The 22,684-nt window shown below is 72.7% G+C and carries 23 protein-coding genes; 19 read left to right on the top strand and 4 right to left on the bottom strand.

Features of this window, described 5'->3' with window-relative positions; all coding sequences use genetic code 11:
* Positions 1-18: 18 nt before the first annotated feature.
* The 3 genes from AB0873_RS18215 to AB0873_RS18205 form a co-directional block, all read right to left on the bottom strand.
* Entirely contained in the window at positions 19-462 is a 444-nt protein-coding gene (locus AB0873_RS18215; protein ID WP_366600877.1) for a hypothetical protein, read from the bottom strand.
* A 24-nt stretch (positions 463-486) separates the two neighbouring features.
* Positions 487-1,131, bottom strand: a complete 645-nt coding sequence (locus tag AB0873_RS18210) for a dihydrofolate reductase family protein (protein WP_366600876.1) — start codon at positions 1,129-1,131, stop codon at positions 487-489.
* 229 nt (positions 1,132-1,360) lie between these two features.
* Positions 1,361-1,924 (bottom strand): hypothetical protein, encoded by a 564-nt coding sequence (locus AB0873_RS18205; RefSeq protein ID WP_366600933.1) that lies wholly within the window; start codon positions 1,922-1,924, stop codon positions 1,361-1,363.
* 37 nt (positions 1,925-1,961) lie between these two features.
* On the opposite strand from AB0873_RS18205, the gene AB0873_RS18200 reads away from it, so the two are divergent.
* The 9 genes from AB0873_RS18200 to AB0873_RS18160 all read left to right on the top strand — a co-directional run bounded on the left by AB0873_RS18200 (position 1,962) and on the right by AB0873_RS18160 (position 10,061).
* Entirely contained in the window at positions 1,962-2,651 is a 690-nt protein-coding gene (locus AB0873_RS18200; protein WP_366600875.1) for a response regulator transcription factor, read from the top strand.
* 31 nt (positions 2,652-2,682) lie between these two features.
* Positions 2,683-4,008, top strand: a complete 1,326-nt coding sequence (locus AB0873_RS18195; protein WP_366600874.1) for a HAMP domain-containing sensor histidine kinase — start codon at positions 2,683-2,685, stop codon at positions 4,006-4,008.
* Between the two features lie 163 nt (positions 4,009-4,171).
* The gene (locus AB0873_RS18190; protein WP_366600873.1) at positions 4,172-4,972 is read left to right on the top strand and encodes a lytic polysaccharide monooxygenase; all 801 of its coding nucleotides are present in this window, start codon (positions 4,172-4,174) and stop codon (positions 4,970-4,972) included.
* Complete coding sequence (locus tag AB0873_RS18185; protein ID WP_366600872.1) at positions 4,969-5,568, top strand: DUF305 domain-containing protein; 600 nt, start codon at positions 4,969-4,971, stop codon at positions 5,566-5,568. Before AB0873_RS18190 ends, AB0873_RS18185 begins: the two co-directional genes overlap by 4 nt.
* Positions 5,569-5,830: 262 nt before the next feature.
* Positions 5,831-6,019 carry a ribonuclease gene (locus tag AB0873_RS18180; protein ID WP_155332555.1) on the top strand — a complete coding sequence of 63 codons (189 nt, stop codon included), beginning with the start codon at positions 5,831-5,833 and terminating at the stop codon, positions 6,017-6,019.
* 158 nt (positions 6,020-6,177) lie between these two features.
* Positions 6,178-6,333, top strand: coding sequence for a hypothetical protein (locus AB0873_RS18175; protein ID WP_366600871.1), 156 nt, complete (start codon positions 6,178-6,180; stop codon positions 6,331-6,333).
* A 552-nt stretch (positions 6,334-6,885) separates the two neighbouring features.
* A complete protein-coding gene (locus tag AB0873_RS18170) occupies positions 6,886-7,932 on the top strand; it encodes an NAD(P)-binding domain-containing protein (protein ID WP_366600870.1) in 1,047 nt (348 codons plus the stop codon).
* A 143-nt stretch (positions 7,933-8,075) separates the two neighbouring features.
* The gene (locus AB0873_RS18165) at positions 8,076-8,795 is read left to right on the top strand and encodes an alpha/beta hydrolase (RefSeq protein ID WP_366600869.1); all 720 of its coding nucleotides are present in this window, start codon (positions 8,076-8,078) and stop codon (positions 8,793-8,795) included.
* 195 nt (positions 8,796-8,990) lie between these two features.
* Positions 8,991-10,061 carry a MerR family transcriptional regulator gene (locus tag AB0873_RS18160; protein WP_366600868.1) on the top strand — a complete coding sequence of 357 codons (1,071 nt, stop codon included), beginning with the start codon at positions 8,991-8,993 and terminating at the stop codon, positions 10,059-10,061.
* A gap of 164 nt (positions 10,062-10,225) precedes the next feature.
* On the opposite strand, the gene AB0873_RS18155 is transcribed toward AB0873_RS18160, so the two are convergent.
* On the bottom strand, positions 10,226-11,332 hold the full coding sequence (locus AB0873_RS18155; RefSeq protein ID WP_366600867.1) for a LacI family DNA-binding transcriptional regulator: 1,107 nt from the start codon (positions 11,330-11,332) through the stop codon (positions 10,226-10,228).
* Positions 11,333-11,448: 116 nt separating this feature from the next.
* Between AB0873_RS18155 and AB0873_RS18150 the strand changes: the two genes are divergently transcribed.
* The 10 genes from AB0873_RS18150 (at position 11,449) to AB0873_RS18105 (ending at position 22,614) form a co-directional block, all read left to right on the top strand.
* Entirely contained in the window at positions 11,449-12,672 is a 1,224-nt protein-coding gene (locus AB0873_RS18150) for an amino acid ABC transporter substrate-binding protein (RefSeq protein ID WP_366600866.1), read from the top strand.
* A gap of 6 nt (positions 12,673-12,678) precedes the next feature.
* The gene (locus tag AB0873_RS18145) at positions 12,679-13,566 is read left to right on the top strand and encodes a branched-chain amino acid ABC transporter permease (RefSeq protein ID WP_155332550.1); all 888 of its coding nucleotides are present in this window, start codon (positions 12,679-12,681) and stop codon (positions 13,564-13,566) included.
* Positions 13,550-14,731: a branched-chain amino acid ABC transporter permease gene (locus AB0873_RS18140; RefSeq protein ID WP_366600865.1), complete on the top strand. Its 1,182-nt coding sequence runs from the start codon at positions 13,550-13,552 to the stop codon at positions 14,729-14,731. The genes AB0873_RS18145 and AB0873_RS18140 overlap by 17 nt, the downstream gene beginning before the upstream one ends.
* A complete protein-coding gene (locus AB0873_RS18135; protein ID WP_366600864.1) occupies positions 14,728-15,468 on the top strand; it encodes an ABC transporter ATP-binding protein in 741 nt (246 codons plus the stop codon). The genes AB0873_RS18140 and AB0873_RS18135 overlap by 4 nt, the downstream gene beginning before the upstream one ends.
* Positions 15,458-16,207, top strand: coding sequence for an ABC transporter ATP-binding protein (locus AB0873_RS18130; RefSeq protein ID WP_366600863.1), 750 nt, complete (start codon positions 15,458-15,460; stop codon positions 16,205-16,207). The genes AB0873_RS18135 and AB0873_RS18130 overlap by 11 nt, the downstream gene beginning before the upstream one ends.
* A gap of 106 nt (positions 16,208-16,313) precedes the next feature.
* Complete coding sequence (locus tag AB0873_RS18125; protein ID WP_366600862.1) at positions 16,314-17,270, top strand: hypothetical protein; 957 nt, start codon at positions 16,314-16,316, stop codon at positions 17,268-17,270.
* Positions 17,271-17,308: 38 nt separating this feature from the next.
* On the top strand, positions 17,309-19,396 hold the full coding sequence (locus AB0873_RS18120) for a PQQ-dependent sugar dehydrogenase (RefSeq protein WP_366600861.1): 2,088 nt from the start codon (positions 17,309-17,311) through the stop codon (positions 19,394-19,396).
* A gap of 115 nt (positions 19,397-19,511) precedes the next feature.
* Complete coding sequence (locus AB0873_RS18115; RefSeq protein WP_366600860.1) at positions 19,512-20,666, top strand: Gfo/Idh/MocA family oxidoreductase; 1,155 nt, start codon at positions 19,512-19,514, stop codon at positions 20,664-20,666.
* Complete coding sequence (locus AB0873_RS18110) at positions 20,663-21,814, top strand: DUF993 family protein (protein ID WP_366600859.1); 1,152 nt, start codon at positions 20,663-20,665, stop codon at positions 21,812-21,814. The genes AB0873_RS18115 and AB0873_RS18110 overlap by 4 nt, the downstream gene beginning before the upstream one ends.
* Positions 21,811-22,614, top strand: a complete 804-nt coding sequence (locus AB0873_RS18105; protein ID WP_366600858.1) for a sugar phosphate isomerase/epimerase family protein — start codon at positions 21,811-21,813, stop codon at positions 22,612-22,614. The genes AB0873_RS18110 and AB0873_RS18105 overlap by 4 nt, the downstream gene beginning before the upstream one ends.
* The last annotated feature ends 70 nt before the right edge of the window (positions 22,615-22,684 follow it).

Below are 22,684 nucleotides of genomic sequence, written 5' to 3'. Positions count from 1 at the left end.
CCTGTCGATGGTTGGCGGTCACAGGGTGTGGAGCCAGCTGATGAGCCGGGCGGTCTCCCGGTCGATGTGTCCGGGGTCGTCGAGGCTGTGCGCGATCAGCGACACGCCCTGCAACGCGGAGAGCAGATGCACGGCCAGGTCGGTGGCCTCGGCGTCGCGGCCGAGCGCCCGGAACTGCTCCTCGAGCCAGCCCAACAACTCGGCGAAGATGGCGCCGGCCTGGTCGGCGAGCGGGCCGCCCGCCTTGTGCAGTTCGGCGCAGAGCGTGCCGACCGGGCAGCCGCTGCGGGCCAGCTCCGCGCGGTTGTCGGCCGTCATCCGTACGAACGCCACCAGCCGCGAACGTGCGTCGCCGGCCCGCTCCCACTGGGCACGCAGCGTGGCGTAGCGCCCGGCGTGCTGGGCGACGAGGGCCTCTCCGAGGGCGTCCTTGGTCTTAGTTCCTGGGCCTGAGGCGGTCAAGCACCGGCCCTGACGCGGGGTGGCTCAGCCGTCGCGCCCGGCACCTCGATCGGGTGCGCTCATGTCCCCCGTCCCGGGCGTGCCGCCGGCGAGCCCGTAGCGCAGGTACACGGTGCCCTTCTGACCGGCAACCGGCGGTTCGAGGAGTGTCAGGTTCGTGGGCACCGCGCCACCGTCGAACACCCGCTTCCCGACGCCGAGCACGATCGGGTGCACCCAGAGGTCCAGACGGTCGACGAGCTTCTCGCGCAGCAGGGTCTGCACCAGGTTCAGGCTCCCGACGACCTTCACGTGCTCGTGCCGGTCACGGATCTCGCGCACCGCGCCGGCCAGATCCGGGCCGAGCTGGGTTGACCCGGCCCACGAGAGGTCGGGCCTGCCGCGCGAGGCCACGTACTTGGGGACGCTGTTGAACAAAGTGGCGATCTCGTTGTCCTCGCCGCCCTCCTGGTGCGGCCAGTAGGCGGCGAAGATGTCGTACGTCCGCCGGCCGAGCAGGAGGGCGTCCGTGCCCTCGTACGCGGCACCGACCTGCGCCCCGGTGACCTCGTCCAGCAGGGGCGCCTGCCAGCCGCCGAACGGGAACCCCACCGGATCCTCGTCGGGGCTGCCGGGCGACTGCCCGACGAGATCCAGGGTCGTGAACAGCTCGATGTGGATCAGGCCCATGCCCTACTCCCGATGAGTCGGTTGTCTCGGTCGGAGAGGTGGACCAGTGGGCGCCGGCAGACTCATCGCTGCCACCGGCGCCCAGCTTCGTCGTCGTCACAGCATCGCCCGGTGCATTCGCCACCGAGGAGAGGTGCGGGGGACGTGGCGAACGGCGGGCGCTCGGGCCAACAGCTCGGTCACGGCTCACGGCTCAGCTCCTGGCTCCGTGTCACCGCGGTGTGGTACCTCAGCCGCCGATCTCGCTGACCTGGGCGAACGGCGCGTCGTCGCGCCACACCACGTGGATGACGAAGTGGTGATTCGTCTCCAGGAAGAAGACCGCCAGGTTGTCCGGGGTGTTCTGCACGGTCTTCGCCGAGTACCCGGGGCCGGGCGTGGCGGTGACGAGTTGCACCCGCCCGCGGCTGGCGCGGACCACCGTCTGGCCGCCCTCCACCCGGAACGAGCGAAGGTATGTCGCCACGCCCGCGGCGTCCGTGGTGACCGTCCAACCGTCCCGGGTGGTCGTGGTCCGTGGCGCGCCGGCGCTGGGGGTCGGCGTCGCGGCGGCGGACGGAGGGGTCGATGACGGCGACGCGACCGACGGGGTCGGCTGCGCCGGCGTCGTGACGGTCAGTGGCGGCTCGTCGCCGGCGCCGCCGCGTCGCAGCTCGTGGACCGAGGCGAGCGTCTCCTCGCCGGCCGGGGCGGTGCGCAGCACGGGGAGCAGGGCGGCCGAGGCCAGCGCGATGCTGGTGGCGGTGGCCGCGAGCCAACCCAGCGTAGGCATCCAGTTGCGGAGCGTTCGCACGATCATCCTCCGTCCCGCCGGTGCCTATGGTGATCCTATGGCGCTGATCCTGCTGGTCGAGGACGACCGCATCATCACCGCGGCGTTGTCCCGCGCGCTGACCGACGCGGGTCATGTCGTGCGGGCCGTCGGCCAGGCCGCCGAGGCGTTGCGCATCCTGACCGAGGAGCAGCCCGACCTGATCCTCCTCGACCTCGGGCTGCCCGACATCGACGGTACCGATGCGCTCCGTATGATCCGGTCCGTCTCCGACGTGCCGGTCGTCGTCGCCACCGCACGCCGGTCGGAGACCGACATCATCCACCTGCTCAACTCGGGCGCCGACGACTACGTCACCAAGCCCTTCTCCGGCGGGCACATCCTGGCCCGCATCTCCGCTGTGCTTCGGCGGTACCGCAGCGGCGTCGACGAGGAGGGGCCCGGCGCCATCACCGTCGGGCCGCTGGTGATCAGCCGGAAGGAGCGGCGGGTCAGCTTGAACGGCGAGCCGCTCAAGCTGACCCGTCGTGAGTACGACGTGCTCACGTACCTGGCCGAGCGGGTCGGGCAGGTGGTGAGCCGGCGGGAGCTGATGACCGAGGTCTGGCGGCAGGCCCGCATCGGCGAGGAACAGACCATCGACGTCCACATCTCCTGGCTGCGGCGCAAGCTCGGCGAGACGGCCGCGAAGCCCCGGCTGCTGCACACCGTCCGCGGGGTCGGCGTCATGATGGTCGACCCGGAATGACGGTCGGCTCCCGGACGAGGGGGAGGTCGCGATGAGGTGGGCACTCAACCGGCTGGCGCTGGCCATCACGTCGATGGTGGCGCTGGCCTTCCTGGTGCCGCTCGCGGTGGTGACCCGCCAGCTCGCGCACGACCGGGCCATCGGCGACGCCCGTCAGCAGGCGGCGGCGATGGTGGCGGCGCTCGCCGTCGACGCGGACCCGCAGCTGCTGACGCGTGCCGTGGTGAGCACCGCCGCCGGCAACGAGGGACGGCTCGCCGTGCACCTGCCCGACGTTGCCCCGGTCGGGGTGGTGCACGCCACCGCCGCCGACGTGACGCTCGCCGCCGGGTACCGGCGCCCGGTCACCGCGGACGCCGGCGGCGGGCTGGCGTACCTGCTGCCCACGGTGATCGGCGACGGCCGGACCGCGGTGATCGAGGTGTACGTACCCCGCGAGGACATGGAGCGCGGGGTGTGGCGGTCCTGGCTGGCCCTCGCGGTCCTCGCCGTCGTCCTGGTCGGCGGCTCCACGCTCGTCGCCGATCGGCTGGGCAGCCGCATCGTGCGGGCCACCGGCCGGCTCGCCGGCGCCGCGCGGCAGCTCGGCACCGGCGACCTGACCGCCCGGGTCACCCCGGACGGCCCGCCGGAGCTGCGCGACGCCGCGCAGGCGTTCAACGGGCTGGCCCAGGACATGCGGCGGCTGATCGACGCCGAGCGGGAGTTGGCCGCCGACCTGTCGCACCGGTTGCGTACGCCGCTGACGGCCCTGCGCCTCGACGCCGAGGCGATGCCGCCCGGGCCGATCGGGGAGCGGATGCGGCAGGCCTGCGACCTGCTCGACGAGGAGTTGGAGGCGATCATCACGGGGGCCCGGCGCAGCGTGGGCGAGCGCGGCGCCGAGAGCGCCGACCTGGTCGAGGTGCTGGCCGACCGGCTGGCGTTCTGGTCGGTGCTCGCCGAGGACCAGCGGCGCCCCTGGTCGGTGGTCGGCGGCGACCGGCCGGTGCTGCTGCCGCTGTCGCGCGGCGACCTGATCCTGGCGGTGGACGCCCTGCTCGGCAACGTGTTCGCGCACACGCCGGAGGGGTCGGCGTTCCGGGTCATCGTCTCGCCGGAGGGGCTCGTCGTCGACGACGCCGGCGCCGGCATCGCCGACCCCGCCGCGGCCGTCCGGCGCGGCGCGAGCGGAGCCGGCTCGACGGGGCTCGGCCTGGACATCGTGCAGCGGGTGGCCACCGCCGCTGGTGGCCGGCTCGACATCGGACGCGGACCGCTGGGTGGCGCCCGGGTGGCGCTGGTCCTGGCGGGGGACGCCGCGCCCGCCTCGCCGGCCGGGCCGGCCGAGCGTCGTCGGCGCGCCGATCGCGGCTGAGCCGGCACCGCCCGTACCGTGCCGGGGCGATCACGGTCCGCGCTCTAAAGATCCTTTCTGGAGTCTTTAAGGCTTCGTTATGGCGCCCGTGCCTAGCGTCCTCAGTCGTAACACGGGGTGCCGGACGGTCCGGCGACCCACCGACAGGACGGTTGACGAAACGATGGCCACTCGCAAGATCATCGCCTATCCCCTCGCGGCGGTCGCGGCCGCCGCCGGCTCGACGCTGGCGTTCCAGTCGCCCGCCTCGGCGCACGGGTACGTCTCCTCGCCGCCCAGCCGGCAGGCGCTGTGCGCGCAGCGCGCCGTACCGGACTGCGGCCCGATCCAGTTCGAGCCGCAGAGCGTGGAGGGGCCGAAGGGGCTCAAACGCTGCGACGGCGGGCTCTCCCAGTTCGCCGTGCTGAACGACGACAGCCGCAACTGGCCCGCCCGCGCGGTGGGCGACACCGTCAGCTTCAGCTGGACGTTGACCGCCCGGCACCGCACCAGCACCTGGGAGTACTTCATCGGCGACACCCGGGTCGCCGTGTTCGACGACGGCAACCGGCAGCCCGAGGCGGTCGTCACCCACCAGGTCGACCTGAGCAGGTTCCCGGGCCGGCAGACGGTCCTGGCGGTCTGGAACATCGGCGACACCCCGATGGCCTTCTACAACTGCATCGACCTCAACATCGGCGGCGGAGGCGGCACCCCGCCGGCCCAGACGCCAGCCCCCACCCCCACCGGCACCCCGACGCAGGCCCCGACCGGCCAGCCCACGCAGACCGCGACGGCAACCGCGCCGGCGAACCCGGGCCAGACCGGTGCGCCGACCGGTGCCGCCTGGGCGGCGGGTACCGCGTACCGGATCGGCGACGAGGTCACATTCGACGGGAAGCGCTACCGCTGCCGGCAGGCCCACACCGCGATCCGCAGCTGGGAGCCGTCGCCGTTCACCCTCGCCCTCTGGCTGCCGGCATGAGGCGCGGCACCAGGATCGGTGCGGCCCTGCTGCTGGCCGTCGTGGTGCCGCTGTCGACGGCCGCCTGCGGCACCGCGCCCGACAAGCCGGCGCCGCCGGCGCCGGCCCCCGTGGCCGTGCAGGCCGGCAACACCCACAACGACGCCGACGTCATGTACCTGCAGATGATGGTCGCCCACCACGGGCAGGGCCTGCAGCTGGTCCGGCTGGCCAAGACGCGGGCGCAGCGGGAGGAGATCAAGACCCTCGCCGCGGCCGTCGAGGCCACCCAGGGCGACGAGGTGACGATGATGAAGTCGTGGCTGGACACCTGGTCCAAGCCCACGACGGTCGACCACGACCCGGGCTCGCACGCCGCGCACGGCGGGTTGCCGGCCACGGGGGCCGAGCAGATCGCCGCGCTGGAGAAGGCGGCCGGGGCCGACTTCGACCGGCAGTTCCTCAACCTCTTCGTCGGCCACCAGCACAACGCGGTGGAGATGTCCCAGCGGGAGGCGAAGGAGGGGGCGAACCCCGAGACCAAGGAGTTCGCCCGCCGGGTCCAGGAGTCCCGCACCGACCAGATCGCACAGATGCTGGCGTTCCTCAACGGCTGACGGAACGCCCGAAGATCCCGGGTCGCCGTACTTCGCAATGGGGGGTGCGGCGGCCCGGCCAGCTCTGACCGGGGCGATCGCTGCACCGGAGGTGAGCACCGTCCTGCTCGGTGATCGTGGCCTGCGGAGCCAGTAGTGCGTCTCGGGTCCGGGGGAAGAACCAGCCACTCGTGACCCTCGGGCCTCAGCCGACGTGAAGCCCAACGTCGGGCGCTCGGGCATCAGCCGTTTGCAGGGGCGGGTGCAGGGTAGGTAGGTGGTCGTGACAGCACCGGGACAGAGTCATTCGCAGCAGGAACAGGCGCTTGAGCGCGGCGAGGTCTACGAGGACGCCGAGGGACGCCGCACCGTCGACCCGGCCGCCGGGGCTGCGCACGCCGACAGCGAAGCCGACCGCAACGCCGAGCACCTCCAGCGTGGCGAGGTCGGTCCGGGCGTCCCCGAGGAGTAGCTGCCAGGTGAGCAGCGGCCGCGGGCCCCGCCTGCCCCGACGATGCTTCGTCCACTGACCGAGCCGCTCTGGACGACGTGGGCGCGGCACCGCAGAGTGGTGTCGTCCGAAGGCGCGGCTGCGCGCGCCTCAGGGTCAGGACGAGAAGCAGAGTACGCATGGCGAAGCCGATGAGCGACGGAAAGTGGCAGCGGTTCGTCTCGTACGGCCGGACCCTGGCCGAGGCGTACGGGGCGCGCAACGCCGTGCCGGGCGAGCTGCTGGTGCGCCTGACCGTGGAGAAGGTCGTCGGGTACACCGGCATCTCCGACTGACGGCGGCGCCGGCTACGGCGAGATCCGCACCTCCACCGAGCTGATGAACCACCGGAAGTCGGATTCGCTGTGGATCGCGACGTCGTTGGTGCCGCTCTTGTCGAACGACCGGGTCCCCGCGCACACGATCACGGGCTGACCGGCGGGCACCGGTCCCGCGCTGAACAGGTGCGCGAAGTAGTGACGAAGTTGTCACTGCGCACCGGGAGGAAGCCGAAGGTGAACCCGAAGAACGGCGGGCGGTGGACCGCCCACCGGTGCGGGCCGGTGTCGTCGTCCGGCTTGATGTCTCCCCAGGGGAGCGCGTGGTCGTGGAGCGGGGACAGCCGCAGCCACGTGTCGAGGTCGTGTGCCCCCTGAGCTGGGCGACTGCTGTCCGGAGCATAGGCAGGTCTCGCCCGAGCGGAGAGTCGCTGTCCGGCATGTGCCAAAATGCCCGCGGCTCGCCCTGACCGGGGTGTTCCGCGCCGTCGAGGACGTGTGAGATCCATCGCCGGAGGGATGGCGGGTGACGTCCGCGCTGTTGTCCGGGATGTGCCAGAGACGGATGTCGTGGTGATCGGAGCGGGGCAGGCGGGGCTGTCCAGCGCGTACCACCTGCGCGCTTCCGGCCTCGACTTCGTGGTCCTGGACGCCAACCCGGCGCCCGGCGGGGCCTGGCAGCACCGGTGGCCGACGCTCCGGATGGAGACGGTGCACGGGATCTTCGACTTGCCCGGCCTGCACTTCACGCCTCCGGCGCCCGAGGAGCAGGCCGCCGACGCGGTGCCCGCCTACTTCGCCTCCTTCGAGCAGGAGTTCGGGCTCGACGTACGCCGGCCGGTCGCCGTCACGGCCGTCCGCAACGGCGACGACGGGCGGCTGCTGGTGGAGTCCGACCAGGGCACCTGGGCCACCCGGGCGTTGATCAACGCCACCGGCACCTGGACCAGGCCGTTCGTACCGCGATATCCCGGGCAGGAGACGTTCCGCGGCCGGCAGCTGCACACCGTCGACTACCGCGCGCCGGAGGAGTTCGCCGGGAAGCGCGTGGTGGTGGTCGGTGGCGGCGCGTCCGCCGCGCAGCTCCTCGTGGAGATCGCCGACGTCGCGACGGCGACGACCTGGGTGACCCGCCGACCGCCGGTGTTCCGTGACTCCGCCGAGTACACGGAGGAGTACCGGCTCGGCGTCATCGCCAAGGTGGAGGCGCGGGTGCGCGCCGGCCTGCCGCCGGGAAGCGTGGCCAGCGTCATCGACCTGCCGTGGACGCCGCAGATGGCGCGCGCCCGCGACCGCGGTGTCCTCGTACTCCGGCCGATGTTCGACCGGATCACCCCCGACGGCGTGGCGTGGCGCGACGGCGCGCGGGTGGACGCCGACGTGATCTTCTGGTGCACCGGCTGGCGGCCGGCGCTGGACCACCTGGCTCCGCTGCGGCTGCGCGGGCCCGGCGGCGGCATCGTCATGGACGGCACCCGGGTGGTCGCCGACCCGCGCATCCACCTGGTCGGCTACGGGCCGTCTGCGAGCACGGTCGGCGCGAACCGCGCCGGGCGCGCCGCGGTACGCGAGCTGCGGGCGCTCCTGGCGCCGGCACCCGCCGCGTCGACCCGCTGACCCGTCACCGAGTGGCGCAGCCGCCGTGTGGTCGAGGGCCACGCCCCACGTTTCACCCTCGACGGGTGGGTAATCAGCCGCGCCGGGTGCAGGCCGGGCGGTGTGCGTACGCGCCACCGCCCCGACGCAAGGGAGCGGACCGCGTGTCAGATCAGCAGCCCACGGTCGTCCTCGTCCACGGCGCGTTCGCCGACTCGGCGAGCTGGAACGGCGTGATCGAGCGGCTCGGTGCCGGGTACCCGGTGGTGGCCGCCGCCAACCCGCTGCGCGGCCTGGCGGGGGACGCCGCGTACGTGCGGGACGTGATGCGGGGGATCGGCGGGCCGGTCGTGCTGGTCGGCCACTCGTACGGCGGCATGGTGGTCACGGCCGCCGCCACGGACGACCCGTCGGTGCGTGCCCTGGTCTACGTCAACGCGTTCTGTCCCGACAGCGGCGAGTCGGCGCTGACGCTGTCCCAGAAGTTCCCCGGCAGCACGCTCGCCGACACCCTGGTGTCCTACCCGGTGTCCACCGGCGGCAACGAGGTGGCGATCGGGCAGGACGCCTACCACCAGCAGTTCGCCGCGGACGTGCCCGGCGACCTGGCGGCGCTGATGGCCCGGACCCAACGGCCGGTGACGGAGCAGGCGCTCGGCGAGGACCTGAGCGCGGCCAGCCCGGCCTGGCGCTCCCTGCCCTCCTGGTTCATCTTCGGCGACGCCGACCGGAACATCCCGGTCGCCGCACACCGGTTCATGGCGGATCGGGCCGGCCCCCGGGGCTCCCGGGAGATCTCCGGCGCCTCGCACGCGATCGGGGTGTCCCAGCCCGCCGAGGTCGCCGAGACGATCATCGAGGCGGTCCGCGGGACGGGCGGCTGACGCCGGCGGTCACGGGTAGCCGAGACCGTCGGTGCCGATCCAGGTGGCGACGCGGGCCTCGTTGCCCTCGAGGAGGGCTGGCGGCGGTCCGGGCCGAGTCGGTTCTCCGGGCATTCCTCTCTTGACCTTGACCTTCGGGGAAGGCCGAGCCTGGGGCGTGCCGGCCGCGGTGGCCGGTACGAGGAGGATCGCGACGTGGAGCTGTTGACCATCGGATCGTTCGCCCGGGCGGCGGGTCTGACGCCGAAGGCGTTGCGCCTGTACGACGAGACGGGACTGCTGCCGCCCGCCGCGGTCGACCCGGAGTCCGGTTACCGGCTCTACAGCCCGGACCAACTGGAGCGGGCCCGGCTGATCGCCACGCTGCGCCGCATCGGCATGCCGCTGGCGGAGATCCGTCGGGTGTGCGAGCTGCCGGCCGCCGGGGCGGCCGACGCGGTGCGCGCCTGGTGGCGGCACGTCACGGCGGACACCGTGGCCCGCAGCCGGGTCGCCACCCACCTCGTGGACCTCCTCTCCGGAAGGGACACGACCATGTCCGATGCGAACCAGGCCCTCGGCTTCCGCTTCGCCGTCCGCTGCGAGACCGGAACGGCGCGGGACAGCAACGAGGACGCCGCGTACGCCAGCGAGCGCCTGCTCGCCGTCGCCGACGGCATGCGGGGACCCGGCGGCGCGGCCGCCAGCGCCGCCGCCATCGACGCCCTCACGTCGCTGGAGGCGGCCGACGGTCCCGCCGCCGCGCTGCTCCCCGTGCTGGCCGACGCGGTCGCCGACGCCGACCGCACCGTCCGCCGGGCGGCGGTCGACGACCACCAGCCGGTCACGACCCTGACGGCGCTGCTGCGGTCCGGCGGTCAGCTCGCGCTCGTGCACGTCGGCGACACCCGGGCGTACGTGCTGCGGAGCGGGGAGCTGTCCCAGCTGACCCGGGACCACACGTACGTGCAGTCGCTGGTCGACCGGGGCGCGCTCGGCGCCGAGGAGGCCGCCAGCCACCCCCGGCGGGCCCTGCTGGTCCGGGCGCTCGGCGCCGGCGGTACCCCGGTGGAGGCCGACCTGGCCTTGCGTACGGTGGTCGTCGGCGACCGCTACCTGCTCTGTTCGGACGGGCTCTCCGCCGTCGTCGACCGCGCCGACCTGGCCGCCGTGCTCGGCGCGGCCGCCGGTCCGGAGGAGGCCGTGGACCGGCTCGTCGAGCTGGCGTACGAGCACGGCGCACCCGACAACGTCGCCTGCGTCGTCGCCGACGTCGTCACGGCCTGACGCTGACCTCGCCGGCCCTCCGCGCAGCGGGGGGCCGGCGCCCGCCTGCTGTCCGTCGGGCAACAGCAGACGCCGTCCGGCGCGGGGGAGTCACCACCCGGCACCGGCCGTCGCGTGGAGCGTGGCCTCCCGGCGGGGCCGAGCGAGCCGGTGGGGACCGGGCCCTAGGTAGCGGGCTGGGCCAGGGTGCCGGCGCGGTGGCCCGCGGCCCGGTCGGCCGCCGGCGCCACTGTCGGCGCAGTCGCCGGGGCGGGCCCGGTCGAGTCGCGGACCACGAGGAGATGCCCGGTGGGACGGCGTCGCGGGCGGGTCGGCCGGGGCTTCAGCGCCAGCGACAGCGCCATCCGGCCCATGTCGGTCATCGGCAGCCGGATGGTGGTGAGGCTGGGAGCCAGGTCGGCGGCGACGGCGACGTCGTCGAACCCGACGACCGAGATCCGCTCGGGCACCGGGATGCGGTGCGCGCGCAACGTCGACAGCACGCCGATGGCCATCGCGTCGTTGAGCGCGACGATCGCGGTCGTGTCCGGGTGGTCGCGGAGGATCTGCTCGGCGGCCACCCGGCCACCGTCGCGGGTGAAGTCGGAGTGGACGACGGGAAGGTCGTCGAGGGAGAGCCCGTGCCGCCGCAGCGCCGAGGCGACACCGGCGAGCCGGTCGGCGACGGTGGTGAGGCCCGCCGTGCCGGCGGCGACCGCGATACGGCGATGCCCGAGATCCAGCAGGTGCTCGCCGAGGGCCCGCCCGCCGGCCTCGTTGTCCGGCAGGACGGCGTCGACGCCGAGGGCGTGCCGGCCGATGACGGCGACCCGCCCGCCCTGCCGCTGGAACTCCGCGAGCTCGGCGCGGGCCTCCGCCTCGATCCGGGCGTCGTCGTAGCCGGAACCGGCGATCAGGATGATGCCCACCCGCTGGGCGATGAGGTGTCGCAACTGCCGCAGCTCCGCGTCCGGGTCCCGGCCGGAGTGACAGATCTGCACCAGCAGCCCCTCCTCGGCGGCGACCTGGATGACGCCGCCGGCGATCTCGGAGAAGTACGGGTCGTCGACCTGGTGCACGACGAGGCCCACGGTGGAACTGGCGCCACCGGCGAGGGTGCGGGCGTACGGGTTCGCGACGTACCCCAGTTCCTGGGAGACCTGGCGGACCCGTTGGGCCACCTCCTCGCTGACCCCGTCCCGCCCGGCGAGGGCGCGGGAGGCGGTCGCGAGCGAGACGCCGGCGCGCTCCGCCACGTCGATCAGGCGCAGCCTCGGGCCAGGCTTGGGCATCGGCAACTCCCCGGAAACTTCTCTGTCATCTGACTATTGCCAGTGACGCCGACCACAGCCTAGTCTACGAAAGCGCTTTCGTAAGCGCTTCCGTCCCGGCAAAGGAGCGTCTCGGGATGACAACCCGTGTGAAGCGAATCCAGTGGATGACAGCACTCGGCGCGAGCCTCGCCCTCGCGCTGACGGCCTGCGGTGGTGATGACGGCGGATCGGCCGGCGCCGACGACCCGATCGTGGTGGGGATCTCCCTGCCGCTGACCGGCGACTTCTCCGAGCCGGGCAAGGGTGTCCAGCGCGGTTACGAGGCCTGGGCCAAGATCACTAATGACAAGGGTGGCCTGCTCGGCCGCAAGGTCGAGCTGAAGATCCTCGACGACCAGTCCAACGCCGACCGGGTGGTCGCCGACTACGAGCAGCTCATCGGCAAGGACAACGTCGACCTCGTCGTGGGTCCGTTCTCGACCCGCCTCGTGGTGCCCGCGGCCCGCGTCGCGGAGGAGTACGGCATGCTCTTCGTCGAGCCCGCGGGCGCGGCGAAGGAGGTCTTCGAGCAGGGCTTCAAGAACCTGTTCTACGCCGCCCCGGCGGTGGCCAACGACCACTACAACCACCTCGCCGAGTACATCCTCGCCCTGCCGCCGGACCAGCGGCCGAAGACCGCGGCGTACGCGGCCATGGACGACCCGTTCGCGCAGGGCACGGCGTACGGGCTCAAGGAGAAGCTCGAGGCGGGCGGTGTCCGCACCGTCGTCGACGAGGTCTACCCGCCGAACACCACCGACTTCGGCAGCATTGCCGCGAAGATCGCGTCGTCCAAGGCCGACATGGTGGTGGGCGGTTCGCAGTACCAGGACGGCGTGAACCTCATCGTCGCCCTCCAGCAGCTCAGGTACCAGCCGAAGCTGGCCGCGTTCTCCACCGCCCCGACGAACCCCGAGTTCGCCGCGGCGATCGGCAACAAGACCGAGGGGATCCTCTCGCCGACCGGCTACACGCAGGACGCGAAGTACCCGAGCAACACGGAGTTCGTCGAGAAGTACACCGCCCAGTTCGGCTCGCCGCCGGAGGAGGACGAGGCCAACGCGTACACCACCGGCCAGGTCGTCGCTGCGGCGGTCACCGCGGTCGGGTGCGCCGAGCAGGGCGACTGCCAGAAGAAGCTGGTCGAGTGGGTCCGCACCAACACCGTGGAGACGGTCGTCGGTCCGCTCTCCTGGGACGAGACGGGCAAACCCAAGGGCGCCCACATGATCCAGCAGTGGGTGGGCGGTAAGATCCAGATCGTGCTCCCGGCCGACGCCAAGGAGACGGACCTCGTCTACCCGAAGCCGGCCTGGTAGGACGTCATGCCCTCCGGTGCCCTGCTCTTCCAGAGCATCATCCTGGGTCTGCTGCTGGGAGGGCTCTACGCCCTCCTGGCGGCGGGCCTGACCCTCTACTTCGGAATCATGCGGGTCGTGATGATCGCCCACTCGGCGTTCCTCATCCTCGCCGCGTACCTCGCCTGGTGGTCACACACCCGGCTGGGCGTCGACCCGCTGCTGTCGATGATCGTCACCGTGCCGCTCTTCTTCGCCTGCGGCGTGCTGCTGCAGCGGGTGCTGCTGGCCCGGCTGCGCCCGGTCACCCTGACGATGATGTCGGTCCTGCTGACCTTCGCGATCGCGGTGCTCATCGAGGGCCTGCTGGGCTACGTCTTCACCGGCACCCAGCGGCGCATCCAGCTCGGCTACGGCTCGGCGAGCTTCGGGATCTTCGGCGCCCGCGTCGCGGTGGTCAAGCTGATCGCGTTCGGGCTCGCCGCCGTCGCCCTGCTCACCCTCTACCTGCTGATGAAGAAGACGACGTTCGGCTGGGCGCTGCGCGCGACCATCCAGCACCGTGACGCGGCGCGGCTCGTCGGCATCGAGACCGAGCGGGTGGCCGGGTACGGCTTCGGCCTCGGCCTCGCCACCGCGGCCATCGGCGGCACGGCCCTCGCCCTCGACACCACCATCTACCCGTCGCTGCACTGGCACTGGATCGGCCCGCTGATGGCGATCATCGTGGTGGGCGGTCTGGGCAGCGTACCCGGCGCGGCGATGGCCGCCATGGTGCTCGGCATGCTGCAGAGCCTGCTCCAGATCCCGCTGGGCACGACCTGGGCGCAGACGATCTTCTACCTCGCCCTGTTCGCGACCCTCGCGTTCCGGCCACAAGGTTTCTTCGGAGGTCGCCTTGCCCAGCGCTTCTGAGCCGACCACGGCACCGGCGACCACCTCGCCGGCGACCGCTCCGCCCACCGGGGCGGCGACGACCGGGCGGCGCAGCGTCGACCGGGTGGTCAAGGCCGTCGCCGTCCTGCTGCTCGCCGCGGCGGTGCTCTCGTTCCCGTCCCTGGCGCCCAACCCGTACATCCTGTCGGCGGGTGTGGTGGTGCTCAACTTCGCGGTGCTCTCGACGTCGTGGAACTTCGTCGGCGGGTTCACCGGCTACATCTCCCTCGGTCACGGGGCGCTCGCCGGCCTCGGCGGCTACGGCACGGCGCTGCTGGTCACGAAGGCCGGGCTGCCGAGCTTCGTGGCCCTGGTCGTGGCGGCGCTGCTGGTGGCGGCCCTCGCCGTACCGATCGGTTTCGCCGCGCTGCGGGTCCGCGGGGCGTCGTTCGTCATCGTCTCGATCGCGCTGGTGCTGATCCTGCTGCTGGTCTTCCAGAGCTGGGCGTCGCTCACCGGCGGATCGCGGGGACTGGTCGTGCCGCGGCCCTTCCCGGACCTGCTCCGTCCCGAGCACCACCGGGTGTTCTACTACCTCTTCGCCGGCCTGCTCGCGCTCGCGCTGCTGGCCTGGTGGTCGATCGACCGCTCGCGGTTCGGGCTGGGGCTCAAGGCGATCCGGGAGGACGAGGACAAGGCGGAGGCGCTCGGCACCCCGACGTTCGCGTACAAGCTGGTGGTCTTCGTGGTTTCGGCGGCCTTCACCGCCCTGGGCGGCGGGCTGTACGCGCTGTGGTTCGGCGACCTCGACCCGGTCTTCCAGTTCTCCATCCTCACCGGCTCCTACCTGGTGCTGATGGCGCTGCTCGGCGGTGTCCGGAACCTGTTCGGCCCACTGGTCGGCGCGCTCATCGTCGGCATCGGGCTGGAGTACTTCAAGGTGGAGTTCGGCGACACGCAGCTGCACCTGGTCGCGACCGGCCTGCTGCTCGCCCTGGTCGTGCTCTTCATGCCCGACGGTGTGCTGCCCGCGATCGGCTCGCTGCTGGGCCGGCTGCGGCCGGCGCAGAGCTCGATCCGCGAGGTCACGGCCGCGGAACTGCGCGAGCAGCGGGCTGCGGCGGCCGGCGTGCCGGCCGCCCGGGAACCGGTGGACGCCGCAGCGGGTAGCCGCCCTGAGTCCACCAGGGAGGGGACGGCATGAGCGAGGTACGCAGTCTGGCGACCGACGGGCTGACCAAGGCGTTCGGCGGGGTCGTCGCGCTCGACGGCGCCACCGTCGAGTTCCGCCACGGCCAGGTCAACGCCCTGATCGGCCCGAACGGGTCGGGCAAGACCACCTTCTTCAACTGCGTGACCGGGATGATCCGGCCGGACGGCGGACAGGTCACCTACCGCGGGCGGGACATCACCGGCGCGGCACCGCACTCCATCGTCCGCGCCGGTGTGGGGCGTACGTTCCAGCTGTGCCGGGTCTTCCCCCGGATGACGGCGCTGGACAACGTCCTCGCGGCGGTCCGGCCGGTCGGCCTCACCGGTCTGCTGCGCGGCGCCCACGTCCGCGCGGACATCGACCGGGCGCGCGGCTGGCTCACCCGCCTCGGCATCGAGCACCTCGCCGACGTGGAGGCCCGCAACATGTCCTGGGGTCAGCAGAAGCTGCTGGAACTCGCCGGGGTGCTGATGAGCGACCCGGAGACCGTACTGCTCGACGAGCCGGCCGGCGGCGTCAACCCGGCGCTGCTGGACCGGATCGGCACCCTGGTCCGCGAGCTCAACGCCGAGGGGCGGACCTTCGTGATCGTCGAGCACAACATGGACCTCGTGATGAGCGTCAGTGACCACATCGTGGTGTTCGACCGCGGCCGCCCGATCGCCGAGGGGCCGCCGTCGCTCATCCGCTCCGACGAACGCGTGCTGGGGGCCTACCTTGGCGTCTGAGATCGAACTCGTCGACATCCAGGCCGGCTACGGGCGCGCGGCGCCGGTGCTGCGCGGCCTCACCGTCTCGGTGCCCGCCGGGCGGATCGTCTGCCTCGTCGGCCCCAACGGCGCCGGCAAGTCCACCGTCCTGAAGGTCGCCAGCGGGCTGCTCAAGCCCCGCTCCGGGAAGATCCTGGTCGGGGGCGTGGACGTGACCGGCCAGGGCCCGCAGCGGATGCTGGCCTCCGGGGTGGCGCACGTTCTCCAGGGCCACAGCGTGTTCCGTGAGATGACCGTGGCGGAGAACGTGCTGCTCGGTGGCTACACGCTGAGGGACAAGGCGCTCATCGCCGAGCGGACGGCCTTCGTCAAGGAGGTCTTCCCGGTCGTGGCGCAGCGGTGGAACTCCCTCGCCGGGCTGCTCTCCGGCGGCCAGCAGAAGCAGGTGGAGTTCGCCCGGTCCCTCATGGTCAGCCCCAAGGTCGTGCTCCTCGACGAGCCGTCCATGGGACTGGACCCGAAGGCCACCACCACCGTTTTCGAGCAGGTCGTGCGGATGCGCGACGCCGGTACGGCGGTGCTGCTGGTGGAGCAGAACGCCCGGCGGGCGCTGGAGACCGCCGACCTCGGGTGCGTACTCGACCTCGGTCGGGTGCACATCTCCGGGCCGGCGCCGCAACTCCTCGCCGACCCGCAGCTCGGCGAGCTCTACCTCGGCGGCCGGCCCGCCGAGTCCACGGCGACCCCGAAGCGGTAACCACCCCGACGTGACAGCGGCACACACGAGAGTTGGAGCGTGAGCGCGTAAGCGCTTCCGAAAGCGGTTGCGGTGCCCACGCAGGAGCTGAAACGAGGTGTACGCGATGACCAGAACGAGACGGTTCGCCGTCGCCACCGCCGCCGTACTGGCGACCGGTGTGCTGGCGGGCGCCGGGGCGCTCCCGGCGCACGCGGACCGGACCAACCCGCGCGACGTCCACCCGCACCTGCGATCGAGCCTGGTCGCCTTCTACGACTTCGACCACCCGGTGGAGGGCGATCCCGCCCTGGAGCGGGACCAGGGACGCTCGGGCACCGAGATCGAGCTCGTCAACGGCGGCGCCGCGATGCGGGTGCCGGACCGCGCCTACCGCGGCAGCGGTGACGCCCTGCAGACCCGGCAGGTGAATCCGGCCCAGGCCGGCAACGACGACTGGAAGGCCGGGATCTGGTCGGCGAGCGGCGTGCGGACCCTGCGCGCCTTCGCCGGCACCGAGGGCACCACCGTCATGGGCTGGTTCAAGTCGGAGATGGACGCGCCGGCGCTCAACTCCACCACCGCCAACCCGACCGACCGGTTCAACGCCATCGGCCTGGCCGGGGTGCTCACCGGCGACTCCGACGGCCACGGCGTCCGCGCCCTGCTGGAGCTGATCGACGTCAACGGCGAACTGCGCCTGGTGGCGCTGGGCCGGCGCCTCGACGGGGGCAACTCGCAGACGTTCGCCGCGAGCGAGGAGTGGCGCACCCTGCTGCCGAGGGGGGAGTGGGTCCACCTCGCCGCCACCTTCGACTTCAACACCGGCGCGATGGCGCTCTACCGCAACGGCCAGCCATTGGACGGCTTCTACACGCGCAGCGACGACCCGTGGCTCGTGTCCGGTCCCGGCCCGCACGTGACGACCGCCTCGGATCCGCGAGGCATCAAGATCGGCGGGAGCTTCCCGCAGGACACGCTGGAGCGGAACCCGTGCGACTGCCGCATGGACGCCCTGATGTTCCTCGACAGCGTGGTCTCGGCGAGCGACGTCGAGAAGCAGTACCGCTACATGGCCCGCTGACCACCCTCCGTACCGCCTCACCCGCGAAGGAGACCCGCGTGCGCAGTATCGGCAAGATCCGCAGATCCACGCTGACGGCTGGGCTCACCGCCGCCGCGCTCGTCCTGTCCACCCTGGTCGCCGGCCCCGCCCGGGCCGCCGAACCGGTCGACGACCCGATCGTCGAGATGCCCACCCAGTCCCGCCTGGGCCTGGTCCTCACCGAGTACGCCAGCTTCCCGCAGTCGTTCCCCACGCCGGCCCCGACCGACCAGCGGCTGATGCGGACCGCCCGGATCAACACCCTCATGGAGTTGCCCGACGGGTCCGGCCGCCGCGCCGTGCCGGACCTCAACGGCACGCTCTACCTGGTGCAGGACGGCGTGCCGCACATCTACCTCGACGTGGCCGCCACCTTCGCGCCGCAGTTCTTCTCCGGCCGAGGCCTCGGCCAGGGCTTCGGCTACGTCACGTTCCACCCGGAGTTCGGTAGCAACGGCCGGTTCTACACCATCCACACCGAGCAGGCGTCGCTGGCGACCAGGACACCGGACTACGCGCAGGCCAACGCCATCTTCCATGGCGTGATCAACGAGTGGACGGCGACCGACCCGGCCGCCGACACGTTCGCCGGCAGCCGCCGTGAGGTACTGCGGATCGGCTTCGCCGGCCAGATCCACGGCGTCCAGGAAATCAACTTCAACCCCACCGTGCGGCCCGGCCAGGACGACTATGGGCTGCTGTACCTGGCCGTCGGCGACGGCGGCACCGGCGTGCGGAACACCGAGCCGCAGAACCTGGGCATGGTGCACGGCAAGCTGCTGCGCATCGACCCGAGCGGCACCAACTCCGCGAACGGGCGGTACGGCATCCCGGCGTCCAACCCGTTCGTCGGCCGGGACGGCGCTCTCGGCGAGGTCTACGCCCTCGGCTTCCGGGACCCGCACCGGTTCAGCTGGGACCGGGCCACCGGTCGCATGTACCTCGGGCACATCGGTGAGCACGCCATCGAGGCGATCTACGAGGTGCGTGCCGGGGACAACTTCGGCTGGAGCGAGCGGGAGGGCGCGTTCGTCTTCGACAAGGCGGGGAGCGCCTGCGACAAGCTGCTCCCGCTGCCGGCCAACGACGCCGAGTACGGCTACACGTACCCGGTCGCGGCGTACGACCACAACCCGGCGCCCAACTGGAACTGCACCTCCGACGTCGGCGTCGCCGTGGCCGGCGGGTTCGTCTACCGCGGCAAGGACGTGCCGAAGCTGAAGGGCAAGTACGTCTTCGGCGACCTCGTCGACGGTCAGGTCCTCTACACCGAGGCACACCGGATGCGCCGCGGCGAGGGACTGGCGCCGATCCACCGGCTCGCCCTGTTCGACGCCGCCGGCAGCCCGGTGCGGATGCAGGACCTGTCCGGCCCCGGGGCGCCGGGCAACCCGGAGCGGGTCGACCTTCGCTTCGGCACCGACGCCGCCGGTGAGCTGTACGTCCTCGCCAAGGCCAACGGCAAGATCTGGAAGGTCACCGACACCAGGGAGTTCGCCGGCGGCGACGTCGGCCGCACCCGGGTGCACAAGCCGTCCGGCCCGGACAGCTGGGCGCCGGTGACGCCGTCGAAGTGGCAGTTCGACAAGGACGAGATCATCCTCGCCGAGGCGGGCGTGAGCCGGCCGGGCCCGCGCCGCCCGTTCGAGTACGCCGTCCTGACCGAGGGCCCGGCGTGGTCGTCGGTGGAGATCGAGGCGCGGGTGCGCCTGGACACGCCGGTGGAGGTGACCAACCGCGACGTGATCATCGTCTTCGGGTGGCGCTCGGACACCGAGTTCTACTACGCGCACCTCTCGACCGACAACACGATCCTGCCGCACAACGGCATCTTCAAGGTGAACAACGCCGACCGGCAGCGCATCGACCACCAGTGGAACGGCCGGTCGCGGGGCGCCGACCCGGCGATCGTCGACGCCGACTGGCACAAGGTGCGCGTCGTCCACCTCCCGGCCACCGGGGAGATCGCGGTCTACCTGGACGGCCGCAAGGACCCGCTGATGACCGCGAAGGACACCACGTTCAGCTCCGGGCGGGTCGGCTTCGGCTCGTTCGACAACATCGGCCGGATGCGTCACCTGACGGTGACCGGAACGCCGGCCTGAACCGGCCGGCCGGGGACGGCGGCAGAGCCGCCGCCGTCCCCGCCGGTCAACGGCAGTGTGCGGCACCCGGCGGACCGGGTGCCGGGGAATGACGCCTTACCTGGAGGGTGGGACGATGACGGCACGTGTCCCGATCGGAATCGTCATGAACGGCGTGACCGGGCGGATGGGCTACCGGCAGCACCTGGTCCGGTCGCTGCTGGCGATCCGCGAGCAGGGCGGCGTACCGCTGCGCGGCGGGGGCCGGCTCTGGCCGGAACTCGTCCTGGTCGGGCGCAACGAGGCCAAGCTGAGGGACGTCGCGACCCGGCACGGGCTGACCGACTGGACGACGGACCTGGGTGCCGCGCTGGCCCGACCGGACGTCTCGATCTACTTCGACGCCCAGGTCACCAGCGAACGGGAGAAGGCCATCGGTCTCGCCGTCGAGGCGGGCAAGCACATCTACACCGAGAAACCCGTCGCCACCACCCTGCACGGTGCGGTCGAGCTGGCACGTGCCGCCGACGCGGCCGGCGTACGGCACGGCGTCGTGCAGGACAAGCTGTTCCTGCCCGGCCTGCGCAAGCTCGAACGGCTCGTACGCGGCGGCTTCTTCGGCCGCATCCTGTCGGTACGCGGAGAGTTCGGCTACTGGGTCTTCGAGGGCGACTGGCAGGAGGCACAGCGCCCGAGCTGGAACTACCGGGCGGCCGACGGCGGCGGCATCGTGGTCGACATGTTCCCGCACTGGCACTACGTGCTGGAGCAGATCTTCGCCCCGGTCCGGGCCGTCACCGCCCACGTCACCACCCACGTACCGCGCCGGTGGGACGAGGACGGCCAGCCCTACGACGCGACCGCCGACGACGCCGCGTACGCCATCTTCGAACTCGACGGCGGCGTCGTCGCGCAGATCAACTCGTCGTGGGCGGTGCGGGTGAACCGCGACGAACTGGTCGAGTTCCAGGTCGACGGCACCGAGGGCAGCGCCGTCGCCGGCCTGCGTCGTTGCCGCGTCCAGCACCGGGCCACCACCCCGAAGCCGGTCTGGAACCCGGACCTGCCGTCCACCGACGACTTCCGCTCCCAGTGGCAGGAGGTGCCGGACAACGACGTGTTCGACAACGGTTTCAAGGCGCAGTGGGAGATGTTCCTGCGGCACGTCGCCGAGGACGCCCCGTACACCTGGGACCTGTGGGCCGGCGCGCGGGGCGTGCAACTGGCCGAGCTGGGCCTGCGGTCGGCGCGTGAGGGCCGGCGCGTCGAGGTGACGGAGCTGCGCTCGTGAGCGCGAAGGTGGTCCTGCCCGACGGGCCGCTCACGCTCTCCGGCGCCGGCCGCGACCACCGCACGCCCGGCGCCCGCTTCACCAGCCGCGTCGCGTACGCCGCCGCGCACGTGGTCGCCGACCCGCGGGCGGAGAACGTCCCGGGCACGCCGGCGGCCGTGGACTGGGACGCGACGCTGGCCTTCCGGCGGCACCTGTGGTCGTACGGGTTCGGCGTGGCCGAGGCGATGGACACCGCGCAGCGGGGCATGGGCCTGGACTACCCGACGGCCCGGGAACTCGTCCGCCGGTCGGCGCAGGCGGCCCGCGCGGAGGGCGCCGCCATCTGCGCCGGTGTCGCCACCGACCAGCTGCCGTCCGGCCCGGCCACCCTCGACGACATCCGCAGGGCGTACGCGGAGCAGCTCGCCGACGTGCAGGACGCCGGCGCCCGGCCGGTGCTGATGTGCAGCCGGCACCTGGCCGCGGCGGCCCCGTCCGCCGAGGACTACCTCGACGTCTACGGCCGCCTGCTGGCCGAGGCGGACGGTCCGGTGGTGCTGCACTGGCTCGGCCCGGCCTTCGACCCGGCCCTGGCCGGCTACTGGGGCGCCGCCGACCCCGCGCGCGCCGCCGACACCGTGGTGACGCTGATCAGCGCCCACCACACCAAGGTGGACGGCATCAAACTGTCGCTGCTCGACGAGGAGTTCGAGGTCGCCCTGCGCCGGCGCCTGCCACCGGGGGTACGCCTCTACACCGGCGACGACTTCAACTACCCGGCCCTGATCCGGGGCGACGGCGACCGCCACTCCGACGCGCTGCTCGGCGTCCTGGCCGCCATCGCGCCACCGGCCGCGGCGGCGTTCCGGGCGCTCGACGCGGGCGACCCGGCCACGTACGACGAGCTGCTGGCACCGACGGTGCCGCTCGCGCGGCACCTGTTCGGCGCCCCGACCTTCTACTACAAGACCGGGATCGTTTTCGTCGCCTGGCTCGCCGGCCACCAGGACCACTTCACCATGGTCGGCGGCCTCCAGTCCGGACGGTCACCGGCGCACCTGGGCCGGCTGCTCCGGCTCGCCGACGCCGCCGGCCTGCTTCCGGACGCCGAGCTGGCGGCCCACCGGGCCCGGGCGTTCATGACCACGGCGGGGGTGGCGCAGTGAAGCGGTTCGCGCTCAACTCCGCCACCACCAAGCGGTGGCCGCTGCCGGAGCTCGTCGCCGGCTGCGTCGACGCCGGGGTCACCGGGGTGGGGCTGTGGCGCGAGGACCTGGCGGCCCACGGGGTCGAGCCGGCGGCGGCGCTGGTGCGGGACGCCGGCCTGACCGTCACCTCCCTGTGCCGCGGCGGCTTCTTCGAGGTCCCCGGCTGGCTGGACGAGAATCGGCGGGCGATCGACGAGGCGGCGGCGGTGGGCGCACCCGTGCTGGTGCTGGTCTCCGGCGGCCTGCCGGCCGGCAGCCGCGACCTCGACGCCGCACGGGCGCACGTGCGGGACGCGATCGGCGAGTTGGTGCCGCACGCGGTCGCCGCGGGGGTCCGGCTGGCCGTGGAGCCGCTGCACCCGATGTTCTGCTCGGACCGGTGCGTGGTGGCCAGTCTCGGCCAGGCACTCGACCTGGTCACGCCGTACCCGGCGGAGGCGGTGGGCGTCGTGGTCGACACGTACCACCTGTGGTGGGACGACCAGGTGTGGGCGCAGATCGACCGGGCCGGCCGGGAGGGACGGATCGCCTGCTTCCAGGTCGCCGACTGGGTGACGCCGCTGCCGGCGGGTGTGCTGCTCGGCCGGGGGCTGCCCGGCGCCGGCTGTGTCGAGCTGCGGCGCTTCCGGGAGGCGGTGGACGCCGCCGGGTACACCGGCCCGGTCGAGGTGGAGGTCTTCGCCGAGGCGGTGTGGGCCCGGCCGGGCCGTGAGGTGCTCGACGAGGCCGTCGCCGGCTACCTCACCCACGTGGCCTGACCGGGTCGGCGCGGTCAGGCCACGCCCCACCGATCGGCACGCCGTCGCGGCCCGGTGGCGGTACGGCGAC

The organism is Micromonospora sp. NPDC047707 (assembly GCF_040704235.1).
In the GTDB taxonomy this organism is placed as follows: domain Bacteria; phylum Actinomycetota; class Actinomycetes; order Mycobacteriales; family Micromonosporaceae; genus Micromonospora.
This window is presented reverse-complemented; position numbering and strand designations above follow the sequence as displayed.

Excerpts from the sequence above, each read along its gene's own strand:
- AB0873_RS18210 (WP_366600876.1), bottom strand. The coding sequence starts at position 1,131 with ATGGGCCTGATCCACATCGAGCTGTTCACGACCCTGGATCTCGTCGGG.
- AB0873_RS18200 (WP_366600875.1), top strand. The coding sequence starts at position 1,962 with ATGGCGCTGATCCTGCTGGTCGAGGACGACCGCATCATCACCGCGGCG.
- AB0873_RS18195 (WP_366600874.1), top strand. The coding sequence starts at position 2,683 with ATGAGGTGGGCACTCAACCGGCTGGCGCTGGCCATCACGTCGATGGTG.
- AB0873_RS18190 (WP_366600873.1), top strand. The coding sequence starts at position 4,172 with ATGGCCACTCGCAAGATCATCGCCTATCCCCTCGCGGCGGTCGCGGCC.
- AB0873_RS18185 (WP_366600872.1), top strand. The coding sequence starts at position 4,969 with ATGAGGCGCGGCACCAGGATCGGTGCGGCCCTGCTGCTGGCCGTCGTG.
- AB0873_RS18175 (WP_366600871.1), top strand. The coding sequence starts at position 6,178 with ATGGCGAAGCCGATGAGCGACGGAAAGTGGCAGCGGTTCGTCTCGTAC.
- AB0873_RS18155 (WP_366600867.1), bottom strand. The coding sequence starts at position 11,332 with ATGCCCAAGCCTGGCCCGAGGCTGCGCCTGATCGACGTGGCGGAGCGC.
- AB0873_RS18150 (WP_366600866.1), top strand. The coding sequence starts at position 11,449 with ATGACAACCCGTGTGAAGCGAATCCAGTGGATGACAGCACTCGGCGCG.
- AB0873_RS18145 (WP_155332550.1), top strand. The coding sequence starts at position 12,679 with ATGCCCTCCGGTGCCCTGCTCTTCCAGAGCATCATCCTGGGTCTGCTG.
- AB0873_RS18135 (WP_366600864.1), top strand. The coding sequence starts at position 14,728 with ATGAGCGAGGTACGCAGTCTGGCGACCGACGGGCTGACCAAGGCGTTC.
- AB0873_RS18125 (WP_366600862.1), top strand. The coding sequence starts at position 16,314 with ATGACCAGAACGAGACGGTTCGCCGTCGCCACCGCCGCCGTACTGGCG.
- AB0873_RS18115 (WP_366600860.1), top strand. The coding sequence starts at position 19,512 with ATGACGGCACGTGTCCCGATCGGAATCGTCATGAACGGCGTGACCGGG.